Annotated in this window: 22 protein-coding genes; 12 read left to right on the forward strand and 10 right to left on the reverse strand. The window is 33.6% G+C overall.

Going from position 1 to position 22,157, the window contains the following annotated elements; translation table 11 throughout:
* The first annotated feature begins 94 nt into the window (after nt 1-94).
* The 5 genes from ACSSV5_RS00810 (at nt 95) to ACSSV5_RS00830 (ending at nt 7,672) form a co-directional block, all read left to right on the forward strand.
* Entirely contained in the window at nt 95-1,069 is a 975-nt protein-coding gene (locus ACSSV5_RS00810) for a polyprenyl synthetase family protein (protein ID WP_454244391.1), read from the forward strand.
* Between the two features lie 107 nt (nt 1,070-1,176).
* Nucleotides 1,177-3,963 (forward strand): 2-oxoglutarate dehydrogenase E1 component, encoded by a 2,787-nt coding sequence (locus ACSSV5_RS00815; protein ID WP_454244392.1) that lies wholly within the window; start codon nt 1,177-1,179, stop codon nt 3,961-3,963.
* Between the two features lie 94 nt (nt 3,964-4,057).
* Nucleotides 4,058-5,323, forward strand: coding sequence for a 2-oxoglutarate dehydrogenase complex dihydrolipoyllysine-residue succinyltransferase (gene odhB, locus ACSSV5_RS00820; protein ID WP_454244393.1), 1,266 nt, complete (start codon nt 4,058-4,060; stop codon nt 5,321-5,323).
* 200 nt (nt 5,324-5,523) lie between these two features.
* Nucleotides 5,524-6,648 carry a Fic family protein gene (locus ACSSV5_RS00825; protein ID WP_454244394.1) on the forward strand — a complete coding sequence of 375 codons (1,125 nt, stop codon included), beginning with the start codon at nt 5,524-5,526 and terminating at the stop codon, nt 6,646-6,648.
* Between the two features lie 286 nt (nt 6,649-6,934).
* Nucleotides 6,935-7,672, forward strand: coding sequence for a ComF family protein (locus ACSSV5_RS00830; protein WP_454244395.1), 738 nt, complete (start codon nt 6,935-6,937; stop codon nt 7,670-7,672).
* Here the strand turns inward: ACSSV5_RS00830 and ACSSV5_RS00835 are convergent.
* The 5 genes from ACSSV5_RS00835 to ACSSV5_RS00855 form a co-directional block, all read right to left on the reverse strand.
* Nucleotides 7,669-9,321: a DUF6909 family protein gene (locus ACSSV5_RS00835; RefSeq protein WP_454244396.1), complete on the reverse strand. Its 1,653-nt coding sequence runs from the start codon at nt 9,319-9,321 to the stop codon at nt 7,669-7,671. The genes ACSSV5_RS00830 and ACSSV5_RS00835 overlap by 4 nt on opposite strands.
* Before the next feature lie 3 nt (nt 9,322-9,324).
* Complete coding sequence (locus ACSSV5_RS00840) at nt 9,325-10,821, reverse strand: GH3 auxin-responsive promoter family protein (protein ID WP_454244397.1); 1,497 nt, start codon at nt 10,819-10,821, stop codon at nt 9,325-9,327.
* On the reverse strand, nt 10,821-11,681 hold the full coding sequence (locus ACSSV5_RS00845) for a M23 family metallopeptidase (RefSeq protein WP_211065166.1): 861 nt from the start codon (nt 11,679-11,681) through the stop codon (nt 10,821-10,823). Before ACSSV5_RS00845 ends, ACSSV5_RS00840 begins: the two co-directional genes overlap by 1 nt.
* Nucleotides 11,682-11,849: 168 nt before the next feature.
* Complete coding sequence (locus ACSSV5_RS00850; RefSeq protein ID WP_454244398.1) at nt 11,850-12,059, reverse strand: helix-turn-helix transcriptional regulator; 210 nt, start codon at nt 12,057-12,059, stop codon at nt 11,850-11,852.
* Nucleotides 12,049-12,516: a hypothetical protein gene (locus ACSSV5_RS00855; RefSeq protein WP_454244399.1), complete on the reverse strand. Its 468-nt coding sequence runs from the start codon at nt 12,514-12,516 to the stop codon at nt 12,049-12,051. Before ACSSV5_RS00855 ends, ACSSV5_RS00850 begins: the two co-directional genes overlap by 11 nt.
* Nucleotides 12,517-13,079: 563 nt before the next feature.
* Between ACSSV5_RS00855 and ACSSV5_RS00860 the strand changes: the two genes are divergently transcribed.
* From ACSSV5_RS00860 to ACSSV5_RS00870, 3 genes are all read left to right on the forward strand, one after another.
* The gene (locus ACSSV5_RS00860; protein WP_454244400.1) at nt 13,080-15,455 is read left to right on the forward strand and encodes a TonB-dependent receptor; all 2,376 of its coding nucleotides are present in this window, start codon (nt 13,080-13,082) and stop codon (nt 15,453-15,455) included.
* Between the two features lie 209 nt (nt 15,456-15,664).
* The gene (locus ACSSV5_RS00865; RefSeq protein ID WP_454244401.1) at nt 15,665-16,435 is read left to right on the forward strand and encodes a LexA family transcriptional regulator; all 771 of its coding nucleotides are present in this window, start codon (nt 15,665-15,667) and stop codon (nt 16,433-16,435) included.
* Nucleotides 16,435-17,088 (forward strand): DUF2461 domain-containing protein, encoded by a 654-nt coding sequence (locus tag ACSSV5_RS00870; RefSeq protein WP_211065171.1) that lies wholly within the window; start codon nt 16,435-16,437, stop codon nt 17,086-17,088. Before ACSSV5_RS00865 ends, ACSSV5_RS00870 begins: the two co-directional genes overlap by 1 nt.
* On the opposite strand, the gene ACSSV5_RS00875 is transcribed toward ACSSV5_RS00870, so the two are convergent.
* The 4 genes from ACSSV5_RS00875 to ACSSV5_RS00890 are packed head-to-tail and all read right to left on the reverse strand — an operon-like array spanning nt 17,085 to nt 18,303.
* Nucleotides 17,085-17,321, reverse strand: coding sequence for a hypothetical protein (locus tag ACSSV5_RS00875; protein ID WP_211065172.1), 237 nt, complete (start codon nt 17,319-17,321; stop codon nt 17,085-17,087). The two genes, ACSSV5_RS00870 and ACSSV5_RS00875, sit on opposite strands and share 4 nt — an antisense overlap.
* 31 nt (nt 17,322-17,352) lie before the next feature.
* Nucleotides 17,353-17,628 (reverse strand): hypothetical protein, encoded by a 276-nt coding sequence (locus tag ACSSV5_RS00880; RefSeq protein ID WP_211065173.1) that lies wholly within the window; start codon nt 17,626-17,628, stop codon nt 17,353-17,355.
* Between the two features lie 44 nt (nt 17,629-17,672).
* On the reverse strand, nt 17,673-17,996 hold the full coding sequence (locus ACSSV5_RS00885) for a HepT-like ribonuclease domain-containing protein (protein WP_247653755.1): 324 nt from the start codon (nt 17,994-17,996) through the stop codon (nt 17,673-17,675).
* Nucleotide 17,997: 1 nt separating this feature from the next.
* Nucleotides 17,998-18,303 carry a nucleotidyltransferase family protein gene (locus tag ACSSV5_RS00890; RefSeq protein ID WP_247653504.1) on the reverse strand — a complete coding sequence of 102 codons (306 nt, stop codon included), beginning with the start codon at nt 18,301-18,303 and terminating at the stop codon, nt 17,998-18,000.
* A gap of 450 nt (nt 18,304-18,753) precedes the next feature.
* On the opposite strand from ACSSV5_RS00890, the gene ACSSV5_RS00895 reads away from it, so the two are divergent.
* From ACSSV5_RS00895 to ACSSV5_RS00910, 4 genes are all read left to right on the forward strand, one after another.
* A complete protein-coding gene (locus ACSSV5_RS00895; RefSeq protein WP_211065174.1) occupies nt 18,754-18,921 on the forward strand; it encodes a hypothetical protein in 168 nt (55 codons plus the stop codon).
* Nucleotides 18,922-18,925: 4 nt separating this feature from the next.
* Nucleotides 18,926-19,831 carry a T9SS type A sorting domain-containing protein gene (locus ACSSV5_RS00900; RefSeq protein WP_211065175.1) on the forward strand — a complete coding sequence of 302 codons (906 nt, stop codon included), beginning with the start codon at nt 18,926-18,928 and terminating at the stop codon, nt 19,829-19,831.
* A gap of 163 nt (nt 19,832-19,994) precedes the next feature.
* On the forward strand, nt 19,995-20,201 hold the full coding sequence (locus ACSSV5_RS00905) for a hypothetical protein (RefSeq protein WP_211065176.1): 207 nt from the start codon (nt 19,995-19,997) through the stop codon (nt 20,199-20,201).
* 5 nt (nt 20,202-20,206) lie between these two features.
* The gene (locus ACSSV5_RS00910) at nt 20,207-20,926 is read left to right on the forward strand and encodes a T9SS type A sorting domain-containing protein (protein ID WP_211065177.1); all 720 of its coding nucleotides are present in this window, start codon (nt 20,207-20,209) and stop codon (nt 20,924-20,926) included.
* Between the two features lie 62 nt (nt 20,927-20,988).
* Here ACSSV5_RS00910 and ACSSV5_RS00915 read toward each other — a convergent pair whose 3' ends face one another.
* A complete protein-coding gene (locus ACSSV5_RS00915) occupies nt 20,989-22,014 on the reverse strand; it encodes a glycoside hydrolase family 113 (RefSeq protein ID WP_454244402.1) in 1,026 nt (341 codons plus the stop codon).
* Nucleotides 22,015-22,157 lie beyond the last annotated feature (143 nt).

Raw genomic sequence — 22,157 nt, forward strand, 5'->3', positions numbered from 1 at the left:
AAAAATTAATTAGACAATTTAAATTTTACATCTTTTTAACCAAATATTTAATTTTCAGGTTCTATTTTAGCAGTTTTAAACTTTATTTTTTTTGATGGAAAGCATAACAAAATACACAGAAGTTTTTAATGCTTATTTAACCCGAAAATGTAATAATCAAGCACCTTCAAGTCTTTTTGAGCCAGTTAATTATATTTTAAATCTCGGAGGCAAACGCATCAGACCAGCTTTAGTTTTGATGACAACAGATTTGTTTGAGGGTAATGTTGAGACTGCATATAGTGCAGCTATGGCAGTAGAAGTTTTTCATAATTTCTCGCTCGTTCATGATGATATTATGGACGACGCCCCGTTGAGACGCCAACGCCCCACAGTTCACGAAAAATGGGATGTCAACACGGCTATACTATCTGGCGATGCTATGCTCATTTGGGCCTATCAATGTTTTGAAGATTATGACCAACACAGTTTTTATGCCTTAGTAAAACTTTTTTCCAAAACAGCTCAAGAAGTTTGCTCAGGTCAGCAATACGATATGGATTTTGAAAACTTGCAAGAAGTCAGCATAGAAAATTATCTTGAAATGATACGTCTAAAAACCGCTGTTTTGGTAGCTTGTGCTTTTAAAATGGGTGCTATCATTGCTGGTACAAATATTGAAAATCAAGACCACATCTATAATTTTGGTCTCAATTTAGGTATAGCTTTTCAAATTCAAGACGATTTACTCGATGTTTATGGCGACCCAAAAACTTTTGGTAAACAAATTGGTGGAGACATCATTACAAACAAAAAAACTTTTCTCTATTTAAAAGCTCTTGAAATTTCTTCTGAAGATGATCATAATCAGTTGAAACATTTATTTAGCATAAGTCCAAAAAACACTAAAGCTAAAATAGAAACTGTTAAACAAATTTATGACCAATACGATGTTAAATCACTTTCAAATCAACAGATAGAAAAATACAAACACAAGGCACTGAAGTCTTTAGATCAATTGATTTTATCTGAAAACAAAAAGCAAAAACTTATAAATTTTGCACAAGAATTAATGCAACGTGAAGTCTAAACCTTGTATGACTTATAAAAAATGAATATTTAGCATAAGTGTTCGTTAAAAAACCTTACTGCATTAGAGTTAAATTCTTAAATTTGCGGTATAAATCCTAAACATATATGGATCCATTTTCCTTTTTAAACAGTATTCATCCACAACAACTTGATGAACTTTATCAAAAATATTTAAAATACCCCGACAGCATTGAGCCAAGCTGGAAAGCATTTTTTCAAGGCTTTGATTTTGGCAAAGATACCGTAGAAGAAGTGTCTGTATCCGATGAGCAACAACAAGAAATCAGCTTTAAAGAAAATGGTCACGTCAAAGGCTCTGAAAGTATTCATAAAGAATTTCAAGTTATCAGACTTATTGATGGCTACCGAACACGTGGACACTTGTTTACCAAAACCAACCCCGTTAGAGAGCGAAGAACTTATCGTCCAAAACTTGACATTGAAAACTTTGGCCTTTCTGAAAGTGATTTAGATAAAGAGTTTAACGCAGGTGAAATTATCGGTATAGGCAAAGCAAGCTTAAGAAGAATTATTGAATTTTTAGAAAACGTATTCTGTGATGCTATAGGTATTGAATACGTTTATATTAGACAGCCAGAAATTGTTTCTTGGATTCAAGATAGAATATATAAAAACGAAAATCAACCGCAGTTTAGTAGTGACGAAAAGAAACAAATTCTCAAAAAACTCAATCAAGCAGTAACCTTTGAAAGTTTTTTACATAAAAATTTTATAGGTCAAAAACGCTTTTCCCTTGAAGGTAACGAAAGCCTGATTCCAGCTCTTGACACTTTAATTGAGAAAGCCGCTGACATAGGCGTAAAAGAATTTGTTATGGGTATGGCTCACCGTGGCCGTTTAAACACTTTGGCTAATATTTTTGGTAAAGATCCTAAAGCCATTTTCAACGAATTTGAAGGCAAAGACTACGAGCAAGAAGTCTTTGATGGCGATGTAAAATATCATCTCGGTTGGACGTGTAAGCGTAAAACCGATTCTGGTCAAGAAATCAACCTCAACATTGCACCAAACCCGTCGCATCTTGAAACTGTAGGTGCTGTAGTGCAAGGAATTGCCAGAGCCAAGCAAGACGATCACCATCTTGGCGAAGAACAAAATGTTTTACCTATTGTGGTGCATGGAGATGCCGCTATTGCTGGTCAAGGAATTGCTTATGAAGTAGTTCAGATGGCAAAACTAGAAGGTTACACAACTCAAGGCACAATTCATATTGTCGTTAATAATCAAATTGGGTTTACTACCAATTATCTTGACGGACGTTCATCTACATATTGCACTGATGTTGGCAAAGTAACTCTTTCTCCTGTTTTACACGTCAATGCCGATGATGTTGAAGCTGTAGTTCATGCTATGCATTTTGCTTTGGCGTTTAGAATGAAATTTAAAAGAGACGTTTTTATCGACTTATTGGGTTATAGAAAATATGGTCATAACGAAGGCGATGAACCCAGATTTACACAACCTAAGCTTTATAAAGCTATTTCAAAACACGATAATCCTAGAGATATTTACGCTAAAAAGCTTAAAGAAGAAAAGTTTATTGATGATGATTATGTTCAAAAATTAGAAGAAGAATATAAAAATGACTTAGAAGAAAAACTTGCTGATTCTAAAAAAGAAGATACTGCCTTTGTAACACCAATTATGCAAGAAGAATGGGAAGGTGCAGAATATGCCGACCAATCTAAAATGCTCGAGCCTGTTGATACTTCGTATGATTTAAAAAAACTTGACAAAGTTGCTGAAATCATCACCAAACTTCCTGAAGAGAAAAAGTTTCTTAGAAAAACAGCCAAGATTATTGACACACGTCACCAAATGTATTTTGAAAAAAACAGTTTAGATTGGGGCATGGCAGAAGTTTTAGCTTATGCTTCGGTTATAGAAGAAGGTCACGACGTCAGAATGAGCGGACAAGATGTAGAGCGTGGCACATTTTCTCACCGCCATGCGGTTATTAAAGTGGAAGACAGTGAAGAAGAAATTGTTTTGCACAATAACATCAACGATAAGTCTAAGTTTTATATCTACAACTCTTTACTTTCTGAATATGGCGTTGTCGGTTTTGATTATGGATATGCTATGGCAAGTCCACAAACGCTTACTATTTGGGAAGCTCAGTTTGGAGATTTCAGCAATGGTGCTCAAATTATGATTGACCAATACATTTCATCGGCTGAAGACAAGTGGAAAACCCAAAACGGATTGGTTATGCTTTTACCTCACGGTTATGAAGGTCAAGGCTCTGAGCACTCTTCAGCCCGTATGGAACGTTATCTTCAGCTTTGTGCTAAAAACAATATGTATGTGGCTAATTGTACAACACCTGCCAATTTATTCCATATTTTAAGACGACAACTCAAAACTAAATTCAGAAAACCGCTTATTGTCTTTACGCCAAAAAGCTTGTTGAGACATCCTAAAGTGGTTTCAACCAAAGAAGATTTGGCAAAAGGCGAATTTAAAACACTCATTGATGATGCCGATGCAAAACCAAAAACTACAAAATCAGTTGTCTTTTGTAGTGGTAAATTTTATTATGACCTACTAAAACGAAAAGAGGAAGATAACAGAAATGACGTTGCTTTAGTTCGTATTGAACAACTTTTTCCGCTTCCTATTAAAGCGATAGAAAAAGTCTTAAAACGATACAGCTCTGCTGAAGATATAGTTTGGGCACAAGAAGAACCAAGAAATATGGGAGCTTATTCCTATCTTGTCTTGCATTACGAAAAAGCAAGAACATTTAGAGTATGTAGCCGAAGATTTTACGGTTCGCCAGCAGCAGGTAGTGCCAAACGGTTTGAAAAAAGACACCAAGAAGTTATCAATTATGTATTTGATGCTTCAAAAGATAATTTTAATTTGTAATAAATATTAATAAGTCAAAGTTGTAAATTATAATTTTAAACTTGTCACTTACAACTTTTTAACTTGAAACTATTAACTTGAAACTAAAAAAATTATGGCTTTAGAAATGAAAGTTCCTTCACCAGGAGAATCCATCAGCGAAGTTGAAATCGCAGAATGGTTAGTCAAAGACGGCGATTACGTAGAAAAAGACCAAGCTGTAGCCGAAGTCGATAGCGATAAAGCAACCCTAGAACTACCAGCCGAAGCTAGCGGCATTATTACCCTTAAAGCCGAAGAAGGCGATGTTGTAGCTGTCGGCGAAGTGGTTTGCCTTATAGATACCGATGCCGAAAAGCCTGAAGCCTCCTCTGGCTCCTCCAAAGGAGAAGAACAGGCTTCTTCTAGTCCCTCTGAGGAAAAAGAACAAGAACCTTCTAAAGAAGAGTCAGAGCATAAAAGCTCCTCTCCTTCGGAGAGGTCGGGAGAGACCACCTATGCTAGCGGTTCACCATCGCCTGCAGCCAAGAAAATTTTAGACGAAAAAGAAATTCCTGCAAATGATGTTAAAGGCACTGGACGTGATGGACGCATCACAAAAGATGACGCAGTGAAAGCACAGCCCAAACCAGCTATGGGCACGCCAGGTAAGGGCAAACGCGGTGAGAGTAGAAAAAAACTTTCAATGTTGAGACGCAAAGTTGCCGAACGTCTTGTGAGTGCAAAAAATGAAACGGCAATGCTTACGACTTTTAACGAAGTTGATATGCAACCTATTTTTGATCTTAGAAAACAATATAAAGAAGAATTTAAGGAAAAACACGGCGTTAGTCTAGGTTTTATGTCGTTTTTTACTCTTGCAGTTGTTAGAGCTTTAGATGAATATCCAGCAGTCAACAGTATGATTGACGGTAAAGAAATGATTACTTACGATTATAAAGATATCAGTGTGGCTGTTTCTGGACCAAAAGGTTTAATGGTTCCTGTCATCAGAAATGCTGAAAACTTGAGTTTTAGAGGTGTTGAGCAAGAGGTAAAAAACCTTGCAACGCGAGCTCGAGATGGTAAAATCACAGTTGATGAAATGACTGGTGGCACGTTTACTATTTCTAATGGAGGCGTGTTTGGTTCAATGCTTTCAACGCCAATTATCAATCCACCGCAAAGTGGTATTTTAGGCATGCACAACATCGTAGAACGTCCCGTAGCTATTGATGGTGAAGTGAAAATACGCCCAATCATGTTTGTCGCCTTATCTTATGACCACAGAATTATTGATGGTAAAGAATCTGTTGGCTTTCTTGTTGAAGTGAAAAAAGCTTTAGAAAATCCAGAAGAATTGCTGATGGGCGGTGATGTGAAAAAGGCTTTAGAGCTTTAATTGTATGACTTCAAAGAGATATATTCTTTGATAAAAAGTAAGAATTATGTCTGGATTCAGCTGTTACCATTTTATGACTTCAGTATAGAAATTTAAAATTAATATTTTTTTAATTAACATTTTAAGTCAATACTTGATTATCACTTCCTACTATTTAAGTTTTTTGTAATATTCTTAAATAAGACGTATGTTTGTTTAAAATGAAAAACTTCCAGGCAGGTAATTACGTCAATCAAGGAACTTATAAAAGTTTTCAACCTCACAAAATAAATCAAGCATTTACGGTTGAAGATATGGAAGTTATAAGCCTTTTGAGCCAAGCAGACAGACAGCTTGGAAGGTTAGATATGTATTCAGAATATATTCCAAATATTGATTTGTTTATCAGTATGCACGTCTTAAAAGAGGCAACACAATCAAGCAAAATTGAAGGAACGAAAACAAACATAGAAGATGCTTTGTTAGACAAAGAAGACGTAGATGATGAAAAAAGAGATGATTGGGAAGAGGTTCAAAACTACATAGAAGCTTTAAATTCTGCTATTAAGCGTTTAGAGAAATTACCTTTTTCTTCAAGATTAATACGAGATACTCATAAAATTCTTTTTCAAGGTGTAAGAGGAAAGCATAAATTACCTGGAGAATTTAGAAAAAGTCAAAATTGGATAGGTGGAGCAAGTATTAATGACGCTGCCTTTGTTCCACCAATTCATACAAGTGTTAATGAATATATGAGTGATTTAGAAAAGTTTGCTCACAACACCGAATCGTTTTTTCCAGATTTACTTAAAATAGCTTTAATACATTATCAATTTGAAACAATCCATCCGTTTCTTGATGGTAATGGTAGGGTTGGTCGATTAATGATCACGTTGTATTTGGTTGAAAAAAACATATTAAAAAAACCTATTCTTTATCTTTCTGATTTTTTTGAAAGAAACAGAATGCTATATTATGACAACCTAACTAGAGTTAGAGAAAAAAATGATTTAAGGCAATGGTTTAAATTTTTTTTAGTTGGTATTATAGAAACAGCAAAAATTGGAATTAATACTTTTGATGGTATTTTAAAGTTACAAAAAGAAGTTGAATTTAAAATACAAACATTAGGTAATCGAACATACAATGCACAATTAATTTTAAATCATCTTTACCAAAAACCTGTTGTAGATGCACAAAAGGCTAAAGAATTGACGGGTCTGTCTTTACCTTCTGTCTATAAACTAATTAGGGATCTTGAAAAATTAGATATATTAACTGAAATTACAGGTGCAAAAAGAGGAAAAATTTTTTTATTTAAAGAATACACAAAACTGTTTAAATAAATGACGTGAGTTCGATATAAATTCAAATAAAATACAGATATTTAATCATTTGTCATGTCAACAGAGCGAAGCATGAGCGACGAGACATCTCAGTAGGATGAGATTTCTTATCATTCTTCGTTAGAAATGTCAAAATTTGTTAACAAAAAGACATAATCATCTGATTTACAGATTTCAATAAATCGAACTCACGTTAAATAGTACCGACTTTTAGTAATTGACTAAGCCGTAAATAACAGAATATTTAGCTGCCTGAAAGGATATTTTGTTTATATTATCTAAATTAGTGATTCAAAAACATAACAATGCTTTAAAAATAACATTAAAAGATTTTAATTTTATGCTTTTCAAAGGCTTAATCGACTTATTATTCCCACAAATTTGTATGTCTTGTGAGTCCGCTTTGCATACTGGTGAAGATTTATTATGCACAAAATGTAGATTTGACATTCCAACTTGTGATTGGAAAGATGCTCAAGATAATTTAATTACCGACAGACTTAAAGGTAGGGTTCATCTGGCTTATGCCGATGCTTTATTGTATTTTGAAAAAGGAAACAAGACCCAGAAACTTATCCATCAGCTAAAATATAAACAACAGAAACAAATCAGCCGTTATTTAGGTTTATGGCATGGCGAAAATCTTAAACAAAAAGCTTGGTTTCAAAACTTTGATGTTATTATTCCCGTACCCATTCATGCCAGAAGAAGACGTCAACGCGGTTATAATCAAGTTGAAGATTATGCCAAGGCACTTAGTCAAGTTTTAAACTGTGAATACAATGATAACATACTTTACCGACACCACTACTCAAGAACACAAGTCTTTAAAAATCGTATATCTCGGACAGAAGTAATTGAACATAATTTCAAACTTAAAACAAATCAAAGCTTTGATGGTAAACATTTAGTTCTTGTAGATGACCTTATCACCACTGGTGCTACTGCAGAAGCGTGCTTTATTCAATTATCAAAATTGAAAAATGTTAAACTGAGCCTTTTAACCATGGCAGTTGCCGCTTAGTTTAAAATCTGTTCTAATATTTTTTCAGTAATCAAATACGTTGGTTTTACACCGCTTGTGCCTAAACCGCCAGAAGCTAAAGTGCTTCCAGTTTCTAAGGGATTATCGCTGGCATAATAGGCGTAACGCACTTTGATGTCGGGTTTAATATTGCCCCGTAATTGTGATGCAGCTTGGATGGCTTTTTGGTAATGTGCACCTTCCATTTCAAGACCGATGACATCCCAAGTTGAGTTGTGAAAAAACTTAAGTAAGTCGCGGTTTTGAAGCGATGTTCCCAAAACAGAAACCATCGTTCCACTAAATACTCGTAAACCGTTACCTTTAATATCTTCTGATTTTAATTCATTGGTAAAAGGGTAGTTGTCTGCGGTGCCTTCAAATAAATGTGCTTTTGGTATCATAATATCGCCTTTTGCACCTTCCAAAATTCCTGCTTTTCCCATTATAGAAATAGAATCTACGTTTAGGTATTGTGGTTTTTTAGAGTTTGCTTTAAAAGGTTTGAGCAGCTCATCCATAGTTTCATAAGCTTGCTCACCAAAAGCATAATCCATAACAATAATTACGGGATCATTTTTATATGGCTCCATTTTTGACATATCAAAAATCTGCACATCAATGTTTGCTCCACTTTGGTCATCGATATAAGTCATTCCGTTTTTTAAAGCGTAAGCCGTGACTTTGTCCCTGAGTTCTTGGTTTTCACTGTTACTTAAAGCTTCATAAATTTCTAAATCAGATTTAGATTTACAAAAGTCTTTTAAAGCCGATTTTGCAAATAAGGTATTCATCACCGAATGCATATTAGCACTGATAATGTGTAATTCGCGTTCTAATAAGCCTTTCTCTTTTAGTGTGTTTTTGATTGTGTTTGCCCATATTTCGCCATGGATATGATGTCCTAATCGTTCTCTCAATACTGGACTAAAAGTAATGACACGCTTTTCGTTTTCTATAAATTCTTCAAGAGCGAGTTTGCCTAAATAGTATATAATTTTTAAGAACCGATGCTCATCATCTAATGTAGCAAATTGTGAATAAACTTCATTGACTTCTAAAAATGTTCGTCCTAAAATATTGGCAGTATGTGTTATGGATATTTCTTTTTCTTTTTGTGACAGTTCAGATTTCTTAACTGCGGTTTTTAATTTATCCCAATCTCTTGTCAAATTATTACCTTCATCTATAATGACGTTTTCCATAATTTTATGTGATTCAATAACCAAGAAGGTCAAATGTGTCAGCACATCATAGATATCGCTTCGACCTCGTGTAATTTCAATATTCATTTGCTCATCATCAATACGATAACAATTTCGACGTCTTTTATGGGGAATTATGGCTTTAAAATGAGAATTGGCATAACCTTCATCACTGGTTAAATTGATATATCGGCATTGCTCGATGCCCAAAGGCAATCTTTCCATCACATAAAGTAAACCGTTTAATTCTACTTTAGGTTCGGCGATGCTACCGTATATTTCGGGTCTCAACGTGAGTAAAGATTCTCTTAAAGTTTTTCCTGAAACGCCCATAGGTTTGTAAAATCCACGAATAAACAAATGACGCATTGTGATGTAAATCCGTTCTATAGCTGCTGTGCTTTCTTGGGCACGATTTCTATGGTTATCGATATTTTTTTTCATTAGTTAAGATTTTAAAAGTTTTGATAGTTGGTCAGCAATTTTGCGATGGTCTGACAATCGTGGTATTTTATTTTGCCCGCCTAATTTTCCTATAGATTTCATATAAGCATTAAAACTTTCCGCTGGCAAGCTTCTTATAACAATAGATCTGAGCATTTTGCCTTTTCTCAAATCTTTGTAATAATTGTTTTGTTCTATCAAAGATTGATCTATAGTTTCTGCAAATTGATTGAGGTCTTTTGGCGGTTGATCAAATTCTATCCACCATTCGTGATAGGGTAAACCTTTATCAGGATTGACTTGTGGCGCAACTGTAAATTCGTTGATGCTACATTGATGTTGTTGACAAGCGGTTTTCATCGCGTTTTCTACTTCGCTACCAATGACGTGTTCACCAAAAGCTGAAATAAAATGTTTAATTCTACCTGATACTATAATTTTAAAAGGTTTTAGACTTGTGAACTGAATGGTATCTCCAATGTTGTAGCGCCATAAACCTGCATTTGTAGAAATAATTAAAACGTAATTTTGATTTAATTCAACTTCGTCTAAACTATAAATTTTGGGATTGTCTTCAAAAAACTCTTCTGATTTTATAAATTCATAAAACATCCCTGAGTTGAGTTGTAGCAACATTCCTTTATCATCCTGTTGATCTTGAAAAGCAAAAAAGCCTTCTGAAGCTGGATACAGCTCAATACTGTTAACTTTTCTTCCAATAAGCTTTTCAAACTTTGGGCGATAAGGCTCATAATTAAGACCGCCGTAGATAAAAAGTTCAAGGTTTTCAAATAATTCTCCTATAGGTTTACCCGAAGCGTCTTTCAGTTTTTCAAAATAAGTTTGCACCCAAGACGGTATGCCACTTATGATTGTCATATCTTGATGAATGGTTTCTTTTACAATAGCGTTGATTTTGGTTTCCCAATCTTCTATGCAATTGACTTCCCAACTGGGTAAACGGTTTTTCTGAAGATATGAAGGCACAAAGTGGGCTACAATTCCCGACAATCGACCAGTTTTTATACCATTGGTTTCAGTGAGTTCTGGGCTTCCTTGCAGAAAAATCATTTTGCCATCGACAAATGCGGTGTTGCCTGTTTCAGCAATATAACTCAATATTGCATTTCTTGCAGCTTGAATATGCGTTGGCATAGACTCTTTGGTCAATGGAATATATTTTGCTCCGCTTGTGGTGCCAGAAGTTTTTGCAAAATACAAAGGTAAACCTGGCCATAATACGTTTTCTTCAGCTTCAACCACACGGTCAATGTAAGGTTTTAGCTGCTCATAATCTCTAATCGGTACTTGATTTGCAAAATCTTTAGGGGTTTGAATATTTTTAAAGTTGTGGTCTTTACCAAAGGCGGTATCTTTGGCTTTAGCCATCAAATTTTTAAACACTTTTTGTTGTGTTTCAATAGGATTGTTAGCCCAACGACTAATTTGTCGGTGCGTCCATTTGGCATAAATTCTTGCGGCAAAAGTTTTTAAAGACATCAATTAAAATTTATAAATTCTTCGGGGTTAATCGGGTTGCCATCACTCCACAATTCAAAATGTAGATGCGTACCAGTAGAAAGTTCTCCAGTATTGCCTGTGAGAGCAACAACTTCGCCAGAGGTTACAAAATCACCTTGTTGTTTGAGCAGTGAAGCATTGTGCTTATAAACCGAAATCAGCGAAAACTTGTGCTCTATAATAATCACGTAACCCGTGTCAGCTGTCCATTCAGAAAAAATCACACGACCATCAGCAACTGATTTGACCGATTGGTTTTTGTCTGTTGCAATGTCAACTGCATAGTGTTTGCTCTTGGGATTAAAACCATCAGAAACGATACCTTGTACTGGAGGAAACAATGTGAAATCACCTTCAAATACCGCTTGCTGAAAAACATTAAATTTATCTTCTTGTTCTACTTCTGCTCTAAGTAAAGAGTCCTTTTTGCTCGGCAATAATTCTGACTTATCCACAGTTGCAGGTTGAGTTTCAACAACATCTTTTTCATTAAAAACGATAGTATCAGTTTCGCCTTTTAACACCATTCTTAAACTATTGAAATAAGCATTTTTGGTTTCTACCACTTGTTGTAAAGAGTCAATTTGAATATTCAGTTTTGTGGCTTCTGTTTTAAAATCTGTGGTTGTATATCCAGGAATATAAGATTTAAGCGGCGTATAAGCAATTAGTGCAGAGGTCAGAGCTATGATGACAATAGTTGACAAAATTAGCAAAGCAATGACATACAATCTATTGATTTTAAAAGAAACTCGCTCTTCGAATGTGTCTTCATTGAGAATAACCAAACGATAACGGTGCAAGAGCTTTTTTATGATTTTGGTTTTTTTCTTTGCCATACTTATTCCTATGTCTTACAAAGATAGAATAAACTTTGATGCGAAAAATATATGAGTTTTTGAATTTTAAAAATATGAAAGACACTTCTTATTTGGAAATCAGGAGTGAAGTTGAGGTTCAGAAAAAGGCGATAGAAATATTGTGATTTTCAAAAAAAGTAATATTTTTTAATCACTTGTAATTTCAAACACCTCTTCAACCGAAGTTTCAAATACTTGAGCAATTTTTAAAGCCAAAAGCGTAGAAGGTACATATTTTCCTTTTTCAATAGCATGCACTGCTTGGCGACTACTGCCAATTTTTTTGGCTAAATCGGCTTGCGTCATATCGTTTTTAGCTCGCCAAACTTTAATGTGATTTTTTAAATTACCTTCCATCTTTCGCAGTTTTCAATTTAACTTGAAATATGATGATAAAAATCAACAACAAAGTAAACATATTATAAACCATAACCGTAAAAAAATCAAACCCGTGTACCAATAAAAAGGCTAAAAGCAAAATTCCATAATTCACATAAACCGCTAAAGCCAGAGAAGACAAACGCAGTTGCATAATAAACTCATCCTCTATTTTTTCTTTAGAAAAACCAAGCATAACACCGCCAATAATGATGAATATACCACAAATATCATCAAATATATTTTGTTCTATCCATTTGAAAAATCCATTGTTTTGACTAAAAAAATCATCTGTACTATAAAGGCTTAATACTTTAAGGTCAAATATTTCTGGTTCAAATTCAAACACAGTCACAGAAATCCCGCCTATAATACCAATACAAAGTAATAGCCAAGCCCAAAGCTTTACTGAATTTGGAAATAAATATGTTTTCATAAGTCAATTATTTTATGATAAAAGTAATATATAATTTATATATGTCAAATATAATTGACTAAAATGTTAATCCAAATTAACAATTCGTTAATTTGTTAATTATAAAAAGCAATTTTTAATAATGGTATTTGCATATAACAATTTGATTCATTTTGAATTTTATGATGAGTAAAGATATTGCTATATCAATACAAAAATCATCTTCCTTATTTTTGCTATATGATAAAATCTTTATAACTTTGCACAATATCTCAAAGGGGTGTTTTGACCCGAAGTATCGGAATCAAGACTGAGATCATACCCAAAGAACCTGGGCAAGTAATGTTGCCAAGGGATAATTAAGATAGAATTTTATCTTAAACGTATGCAACTCCTTGACGACCATAATGGTGTCAAGGTTTTTTTTTACCCTGATGAAAACAAAGTTTTTTTAGGGCAAAAATCCCGACAAAACTTGCTTTTCGTCGGCCCGTAGGGCAAATTATAGCTTCAGCTATAATTTGGGTTTAATCAATTAATATTAACCAGAATAATCGCCCCTTTTATTCGTAAAATTTTTACGGATGAAAACTGTATTATTTCTATTTAGCCTTTTGGTGTTTGGCTTTAACATAAACGCCCAGAACTTTAAATTGAGTGGAACCGTCACTCAAAATCAACTCCAATTAGAAAATGCTTTGGTCTATGCCAAAGGCACGAGCTATTCTACACAAACTGACCAAACGGGTTATTATGAGCTTGAACTTCCGTCGGGAAAGTATCAAATCGTCTTTGCATTTGGTAACACTAAAACCATTGAAGTTAATTTAAACGAATCTAAAACGCTTGACGTCGATTTATCAAAAGCTGTAGAAAGCTTGGAAGAAGTCTCTGTGCAAGCCGTTCGTGTAGATGCAGATTCACCGATAACGCATTCTAATTTTTCAAAAACTGAAATTGCCAAACGAAATCTCGGTCAGGATATTCCGATTTTAATGAAGTTTTTACCTTCGGTTGTTTCAACTTCAGATGCAGGAAATGGTGTGGGTTATACCTCTATTCGTGTTCGCGGAAATGACAATTCTCGGGTCAATGTTACAATTAATGGTATTCCGTATAACGATCAAGAAAGTCAAGGCACGTTTTGGGTCAATTTACAAGACTTTGCATCTTCAACCGAAAATATTCAGTTGCAACGCGGTGTCGGCACATCTACCAACGGTTCAGGTGCTTTTGGTGCAAGCTTGAATATTTTGACCGATAAATATTCTAAAGAAGCTTATGCGGAATACAACACCAGTTACGGCTCGTTTAACACCTGGCGAAACAATGTGAAGTTTAGCACGGGCTTGCTCAACGACCACTTTGAAGTCTCTGGTCGATTGTCTAAAATCGAATCTGACGGTTATGTAGATCGTGCTACATCTGATTTGAAATCTTATTTTTTGCAAGCCAATTACACGGATGAAAACACTTTAATTAAAGCCTTGGTGTTTGGCGGAACAGAAGTGACCTATCAATCTTGGTTTGGCGTTGATAGAGAAACGCTTGAAACCGACCGAACTTTTAATCCAGCGGGTCAATTCACTGACGAGAATGGCAATACCCAATTTTATGACAATGAAGTTGATGATTATGCTCAAGACCATTACCAATTGCATTGGAACCAAAGTTTTGATCAAAATTGGTCTTCTAACTTGAGTTTAAATTATACCTATGGTCGAGGATTTTTTGAACAATTTGTGGAAGACGCCGATTTGGCTTTTCACGAAATTGGCTCAGTTGAAGTTGGCAACGAAAGCATTGAAACTTCAGACTTGATCCGTCGCCTTTGGTTAGATAATGATTACTTCGTTGTGAATGCCAACGTAAACTATACAGATGACGAGTGGGATTTTACTTCTGGTGCTTTTTATAGCTATTACGACGGTGACCATTTTGGTGAAGTCATTTGGTCAAGATTTGCAGGCAATAGCCTGATTCGAGACCGTTATTACAATGGCAATGGCACTAAACAAGAATTCACCACTTTTGCCAAAGCTACTTGGCGAATTGATGACCAGTGGCAAGTTTATGGAGATTTGCAAGGTCGGTTTATCAATTACGAAACGTCTGGTTTAACTTCAGATAAGGTCAATTTGCTGGTAGATGAAAGTTATGAATTTTTTAACCCTAAAGCAGGTTTGACCTATCGCGTAAACACCAATCATCAACTCTATTTTTCCTATGGTAGATCTCATCGCGAACCACGCCGACAGGATTTTGAAAACGGCATTGATACTGCTGAACGCTTAGATGATTTTGAATTGGGTTGGCGCTTTCAAACCGCAAATTCCAATATTAATACCAATATTTATTATATGAAATTTGATGATCAGTTGGTGCTTTCTGGAGCTTTAGATGATGTGGGAAATCCCATTCGAGAAACCAGCGGAAAATCTTATCGTTTAGGACTTGAAGTTGAAGGTCAATTTAAGCTTAGCAAGCAATGGTCACTACAGCCTAATATCGCTTTAAGCACAAATAAAAACCAAGATTTTGTGGCACCATTAAATGGTGAATTGATTAACTTAGGTGATACTAACATTTCATTTTCGCCAGAAATTGTGGCTGGAAATCAATTGAGTTTTCAACCTATTCCAGAGTTTCAAATTAACTTTTTAAGCAAATATGTCGGTGAGCAGTATATGGGTAATATTGATAGTGAAGCTTCAAAATTGGATGACTTTTTTGTCAATGATTTAAATTTGGTTTACCGTTTTAAAAACATTTCAGTTTTTGATGAAATTGTCTTAACAGGTCTCATCAATAATGTGTTTGATGCTGAATACGAGTCTAATGGTTTCTTCTTTTTCTTTGAAAGCGCTGATGAAAACGGCAATCCTACAACCGTTGAAGGTGCAGGTTTTTATCCACAAGCGGGAATTAATGTGTTGTTTGGTGCGAGTTTTAGGTTTTAATCTAATTGATTAAGCCTTTTGCACACAAAATCAACTTAATTTCCAAGACCCCACAGGTTTTTGAAACCTGTGGGGTCTAAAGGTTAAAAGGTGAATGAGCGTAGCCGAAGCTATCCTTAGTTTTAAGTATTGGATTAAAAACATCAAAGTTAATTTGCTTATGTGGAAAAATTCCTTAATTTTATGGAATATTTCCTTAAACTAATATTATGAAAACTGATTTACCTCTTGAAATTCAACGTTTTAAACAAATACGTGATACGGAAGGCTTGACTCAAACTGAGTTTGCTGAGGTTTTAGGGATCAAAAACTCTACGGCAGATATTGAACGTGGGCGCACAAAACTTTCAGGCCAAGTGGTGATGCAATTGCTTAAAAATTTCAATATCAATCCACTTTGGTTATATGGCGAAAGCCGTCAAAAAGAAATTGATTTATACAAAGCTGACACAATGCCTAAAGTTGTCACTGTCAATCCTGATGGTCAAGATAACATTTCAATGGTCAATCAAAAAGCTGCAGCAGGTTACCCGCATAACGTGCAAGATACTGAGTGGTACCAAAAACTGCCTGCTTTTGATATGCCACTGCCTGAATACAGACACGCTACCTATCGTGGTTTTCAAGTAGAAGGCGACAGTATGTTGCCTGATTTTAGACCAGACGATTGGGTTTTGGCCAAAGCCGTTGAAAACTTGAGTTTAGCCACCAACAACAAAGTTTATATCATCGTTTTATACGATTCTGTTTTGCTGAAAAAAATTGAAAAACAAAGCGATGGTAGAACCTTAAAATTAATTTCTACTAACGAAATTTACCCGCCTTATACCATCGAAACTAAAGATATTCAAGAGTTGTGGGAAGTTACCAGTAAATTGACTTTTAGTGTCAATGAACATTCAGAAAACAGTATGCTGAAAAAACTCGAAGCCTCAATGGAAGAACTTAAAGCCCAACTAAGTCAGGTTAAAATTAATTAATGGATTTTAATAATTTATTTAATTTTTTAGAAGAGCTTCAAAACAACAATCATAAGGATTGGATGGATGCTAATCGCCAACGCTACCATAACATACGAGATGAATATTTAAAATGGTTGATGCAATTGGACGTTGAACTTTCTGAGATTGATTCAGATTATTATCCTACGCCAAAGAAAAAAATTCTCAATCGCATCAATAACAATTTGCTTTATCACCCTAACAAACCTACTTACAAAGACCATTTTGGCGCAGGTCTGGATAAACGCCCTAACACCAGTGATTTTTATATTCATATTGGTGTCAATGAAAGCTTTTTGGCAGGTGGCTTTTATAAACCCAAATCATCAAATTTAAAAAGTATTCGAGAAGCCATAGATTATAACGGAGAAGTTCTTAAAGCTATTCTAAAAAAGACTTCTTTTAAAAACACTTTTGGCGAAATGATGAACGACGATAAATTAAAAACCTCTCCAAAAGGCTATGCAAAAGATCACGAACATATTGATTTGCTTCGCTATAAAAGTTTTGCAGTGATGCATAATTTATCTAAGAAAGAAATTTTAGATAAAGACTTTAAAATTAAAATCAAAAAAGTGTATTTAGAGATGTTAGCGTTTAGACGATACCTCAATAAAGCGGTGAGTGTTTAGTCTTTATTGTCTTCTAATTCTGACAACTTTTTTTCCTGAGCCGCTTTTATTTGACGGATTATGGTCATTGAAGTGACCAACAAAATCAAGGCCAATACCAAATAAGGATTAATCTCATTAATGATAAAATCGTAGATGGTATAAATCAGAATAACCACCCAAAAAAGCATAACTACATACAAGATGGCTTTTAATGTTTTGATGCGGGATTTAAGTGTTTTTTTGGTTTTCATCTGAAATATTTTTTGTGCAAAGCTTATAATTTTAAAAGAAACTACCAATGGTAATAATTGCACAAATAGTTAATGCTAAAACACTAAGGGTAAATAATAAATTCTTTTTGCTTTTCATTAAATAGATTTTTCCAAGGACTAAAAATACAATTTGTGCCATAAGAAACGGTATCGTTAGTAGTTCCCTAAAAACGCCAACCAAAACAAAATCAATTTGATAAACATTAACTAACCAAATCAGAATAAAATAAAATACAATTGCAAAATTTACAATGGTTAACTTTCTATGGATAGATAATTGATTCAAAATGCTATAAAATTTTATGTTATTTTGGCCTCTTTGAGTATGTTTTACATTTGCAATAAACTATCAACTTCTTTTTTAAGTCTTGGCAAATCCTTAGATAAAATACCCCATATAATAATATCATCTACACTATCATAAGCGTGAATAACCATATTTCTCAAATTTACAATTCTTCTTGCTTCTGAAATTTTAATTTGATCATCAATATTAAGTATGCGATTTGTAGCCTCGCCAATAATTTCGAGTTCACGCTCTACTGCTCTTTTAAGTAACTTGTTAGTTCTAAATTTTTCGAAATTTTTTTCTTCACCTAAATAGTCATCTATCGATGATATAGACTCTTTGATGTCATACAGATATTTTTTAATGTTATGCTACATATAGCAGTTTTTTTGTTTTTTCTATACTTTCAATAAAAAAAGGATTTGAAAGAGAATTTTCTGTAATTAAATCAACTTTTCGGTTGAACAGTTGTTCAAGATGTGCGTGTAAATCAAAGTAGTTATCAGTATATTTTTCTATAGAAATAGCCTTGAAAGAAACTAAAATATCAATATCACTGTGTTTTGAAAAGTTTTCCGTGATAGCAGAGCCGAAAATATGCATAGTTTTAACATCATACTCTAAACAAAGCTTATTGAGCTTTTCTTTTTTATTTGTAATTAAATCTTGCATTTTATTCTATAATTAATTATTCAAATTTAGCATAATATTTTTTAATGCTTTGTTCAGCTTGTTTATGTCGAATACTAAAGCGATTAGCGTGTCTTTCTGAAGCTTGTCGAGAGCAATATAACTATACTTTGTAATAAAAATACAACTGTTATTGTTTTTTGTTGAACCTTTGCAGATTAATATATTCACATTTTAAACTACTTGGTTTTTTCAACGGCTGGAAACCTTAAAACCAAAAATTTAACATTTAAAACTTGTATTTTATTAAAATTTAGTTAATATTTGATATCAAATCATTTATTATGAAACGCAACAACGCAACAACGCAACAACGCAACAACGCAACAACGCAACAACGCAACAACGCAACTTTAGATACCATAAAGTCATCTTGTTCTTTGGCTTAATGTTTTTTTTTCATTTTTATCTTATAGCCAAAATATGGACTGCATGACAGAAGCGTTTGAAAGTCCGTCAACTCTTACCACTAGTAGCTGTAGCCCTAATACAAATTATAGCTATTCAACTGACCCAAATTTTTTAGCTTCATTTCCAGAAAACCTGAATTTGATAAAAGACAATGTTATTGTAGATACTAAAACAATAATCAAAAACTAAAATTATGAAACTTAAACTTTTATTGATTAACGCATTATTTTTGTGTATTATAACTAATGCACAAGTTACCTTAATACCAGACCAAAACTTTGAACAAACTTTAATCGATCAAAATATTGATTCGGATGGCATCATCAATGGACAAGTTTTTACCAGTGATATTGATAATATAAATGACTTGAACTTTGGATTTAATTTTATTACCGATTTAACAGGTCTAGAAGATTTTGCCCAGCTTCAGAACCTTACTTTAGATAATTTGGATTTATCAAATAGTAGTAGCAATCTAACATTAGACCTTACGGCTAATACGATGTTGGAAACATTGACTATGAATGGTGGAGATGATGCTTTTACACATTTCGTAGAACAAATAGACTTAAGCGAAAATCCCAACATCAACCTAATTCAGACGCCTGGAATTTGGCTTTTAAAACAAATAGACTTAAAAACAGGCACAACCGATGTGAGTAATTTAAGCATAGATATATCTATTTCCCCTTTAGCACTAATGGAACAATCAGCTGATAGCAATAATGATGATTTGTTTTGCATAAAAGTTACAGATGCCACCGCAGCCACAGCAGGAACAGGTGTTTACAGCACATGGACTATCAGTGCCAACAACAATCCCTACTTTTTTTCTGAAACTTGCACCTTAAACACAGAAAGTTTTAAGCTTGAATCGGTAAGTATATATCCCAATCCTACTAGTGATATTATAAATATTAAAGCTAATAATATACAATTCAAATCCGTCAAAATATTTAGCCTTCAAGGTCAACTCGTCAAATTTTTTAACAACTTAGAGACTCAAAATTTGGATGTTAGTGATTTAGCAAATGGTTTGTATGTTATGAGTTTAACAAGCGATAACAGTATTATTAGGAGAAAATTTGTGAAACAGTGAATTGTATTCTGTTAGTTAATAAACCAATGCCAAGAAACCTATTTCAATATTTATATTTTTTTTAATTTTAAGTTCAAGTCAAGCACAAGTTACACCATTTGAAGACCACACTTGGCGTTTAGAAAAAATCGTAACTGCAGATTCAAATCCTGCTCAAAATCAAGTGACAATTAAGTATTTAATTGATGATCAAGATAACGCCATTATAAAACTCACTCACATAACAAATGGCTCATTTTATAATTATATCTTAGATAATTCTATAGATAGTGTAGATTTAGACCTTACAAACTTAAGCTCCGGACAATATATCGTCAATTTGATTTCAGGAGGACAAGTTTTAGATACACAAAACTTAATTAAAAATTAAAGACCATGAAAACGTTAATAAATTTTATATCACTTTTGGTAGTTTGCTGTTCTTATGCTCAAGATCCCCAGCTGTTTCAATATAATTGGCGTTTAGAATCTATAATTACAGATACAAATTCTTTTATACCTGATTCAAATCCAGACCCAAATACTGGCACATTTAATCATATTGTCTTTCATAATCAAAATGATGGTGTTCCTTATTATTTTCAATTTGGTGTTTATGGTAGTGTTTTAGGCGATAATTTAATTTTTTCTAATAACCAAAGTTTTGTGATTTCAAGTATAACTTTAACCTTAGGTGAGAGTTCTTCAGCATCAGGATTTTTAGTTGATTACTTTTTGTTTGAGGATCAATTAAATGATGTAATTTACAACCCCTTTTATTACACATTTACAACCCAAAACAACACAATTTATCTTGATATCACTAACAGTGAAGGTAGTGTTGCAACGTTTTATGATAATGTGTTAAGTCAAGAGGAGTTTTTAAGACAAAAGGTAAAAGTTTACCCTAATCCTGTTGTAGATAAACTGTTTATTGAAAGTAATCAAACAAATATTCAAGAGCTTCTTATTTATGATTTAAGCGGAAGAATTGTTTTAAAACAAGACAGTTTAGAAAATTACCAATTTGATGTAAGCAAATTAAGACAAGGGATTTATATTTTAAAAATTTATACTTCACATGGCGAGGTTCAGAAAAAATTAATCAAAAAATAAAATGTTTCCACACTAAAAAATGGGAACTATAACTGATTGTATTTCCCCAATGGATGTGATTTTTATTCAAATTTAGCATAATATTTTTTAATACTTTTTTCAGCTTGTTTATGTCGAATACTAAAGCGATTAGCGTGTCTTTCTGAAGCTTGATCGTGATTGTGAAACCATTTCCAAAGAAAACCACCCGCAAACCAAGGTTGATCCCAAACACTTTCCATTAAACCTTTTAATAAAACATCTTGTGTTACTTCATTGGTTTGACCATCTATTCTGATTGAATGCCAAGGCTCTTTACCCGCGAAGTCTATACTACGATAACCATATTCTGTAAATAAAATTGGTTTATCGTGTTTTTCACTTAAAGTTTTCAGGTTTTGCGAAATGGGTTGCCAAGCCATTTTTACTGAATCTAAACTCGGAGTTTTTTCTTTGGAAATAGGAAAATACGCATCCACACCTATATAATCTAATTCAGACCAAAAAGGCACATTTTCAATTTTATCCCAATTTTCAGCATAAGTCAACTCGCCAGAATAAACTTTTTTTACAGATTTAATTAATGAGGTCCAAAATTGAGGTCGTTCAGAAACAAAGTTGTTTAATTCAGTACCAATACAAAACATTTCTACGTTGGTTTCCTCAGCAACTTTGGCATATAACATAAGCATATCCAAATAATTTTGCTCAAAGGTTTTCCAATCGCTTTCTGTTTTCATTGAAATATAACCTGTAAAATCGCCACCACCAATCCATATTTGTGGCTTAAGCATCACTTTAATACCATTGCTGTGCATCAGTTTAATGTATTGTTTCACACCTGTAACACGTTCGCCATACCATTGTCTTTCATTATTGTAAAAGAGTTGTGTTGAATCTGCTTTTCTCATAAATGCAAATGGCATAATTGACACCCAATTCGCGTGAATATCTAAAATAGGATTAATGTGTTTTTGCTGAATTGTATCTCTCGAAGCAACAAAACTCAATCCGTTAATTTTTGATATTTTTTGGGTCTGTGGTTGACAATTACTAAACAAGAGAAAAATCAAGACTGTTAGGCTAAAACCTAAAAAAGCTTTGTGCATATTTTATTTTAAATGGATTTAAATAGAAAAATTAAAGTGATGAAAATAAAACAATTATGGTTATTTGATTAGATTTATAGGGTTAAAATATTCAAAAATAATTAAGGTCAAAGCTTTATACACGACTTTAATTTTGCAAAGAG

The organism is Psychroflexus sp. MBR-150, assembly GCF_053628795.1.

Coding starts and splice junctions, on each gene's coding strand:
- ACSSV5_RS00810 (WP_454244391.1), top strand. CDS start 95: ATGGAAAGCATAACAAAATACACAGAAGTTTTTAATGCTTATTTAACC.
- ACSSV5_RS00815 (WP_454244392.1), top strand. CDS start 1,177: ATGGATCCATTTTCCTTTTTAAACAGTATTCATCCACAACAACTTGAT.
- odhB (WP_454244393.1), top strand. CDS start 4,058: ATGGCTTTAGAAATGAAAGTTCCTTCACCAGGAGAATCCATCAGCGAA.
- ACSSV5_RS00825 (WP_454244394.1), top strand. CDS start 5,524: ATGAAAAACTTCCAGGCAGGTAATTACGTCAATCAAGGAACTTATAAA.
- ACSSV5_RS00835 (WP_454244396.1), bottom strand. CDS start 9,321: ATGAAAAAAAATATCGATAACCATAGAAATCGTGCCCAAGAAAGCACA.
- ACSSV5_RS00840 (WP_454244397.1), bottom strand. CDS start 10,821: ATGTCTTTAAAAACTTTTGCCGCAAGAATTTATGCCAAATGGACGCAC.
- ACSSV5_RS00845 (WP_211065166.1), bottom strand. CDS start 11,681: ATGGCAAAGAAAAAAACCAAAATCATAAAAAAGCTCTTGCACCGTTAT.
- ACSSV5_RS00850 (WP_454244398.1), bottom strand. CDS start 12,059: ATGGAAGGTAATTTAAAAAATCACATTAAAGTTTGGCGAGCTAAAAAC.
- ACSSV5_RS00855 (WP_454244399.1), bottom strand. CDS start 12,516: ATGAAAACATATTTATTTCCAAATTCAGTAAAGCTTTGGGCTTGGCTA.
- ACSSV5_RS00860 (WP_454244400.1), top strand. CDS start 13,080: ATGAAAACTGTATTATTTCTATTTAGCCTTTTGGTGTTTGGCTTTAAC.
- ACSSV5_RS00865 (WP_454244401.1), top strand. CDS start 15,665: ATGAAAACTGATTTACCTCTTGAAATTCAACGTTTTAAACAAATACGT.
- ACSSV5_RS00870 (WP_211065171.1), top strand. CDS start 16,435: ATGGATTTTAATAATTTATTTAATTTTTTAGAAGAGCTTCAAAACAAC.
- ACSSV5_RS00875 (WP_211065172.1), bottom strand. CDS start 17,321: ATGAAAACCAAAAAAACACTTAAATCCCGCATCAAAACATTAAAAGCC.
- ACSSV5_RS00890 (WP_247653504.1), bottom strand. CDS start 18,303: ATGCAAGATTTAATTACAAATAAAAAAGAAAAGCTCAATAAGCTTTGT.
- ACSSV5_RS00895 (WP_211065174.1), top strand. CDS start 18,754: ATGACAGAAGCGTTTGAAAGTCCGTCAACTCTTACCACTAGTAGCTGT.
- ACSSV5_RS00900 (WP_211065175.1), top strand. CDS start 18,926: ATGAAACTTAAACTTTTATTGATTAACGCATTATTTTTGTGTATTATA.
- ACSSV5_RS00910 (WP_211065177.1), top strand. CDS start 20,207: ATGAAAACGTTAATAAATTTTATATCACTTTTGGTAGTTTGCTGTTCT.
- ACSSV5_RS00915 (WP_454244402.1), bottom strand. CDS start 22,014: ATGCACAAAGCTTTTTTAGGTTTTAGCCTAACAGTCTTGATTTTTCTC.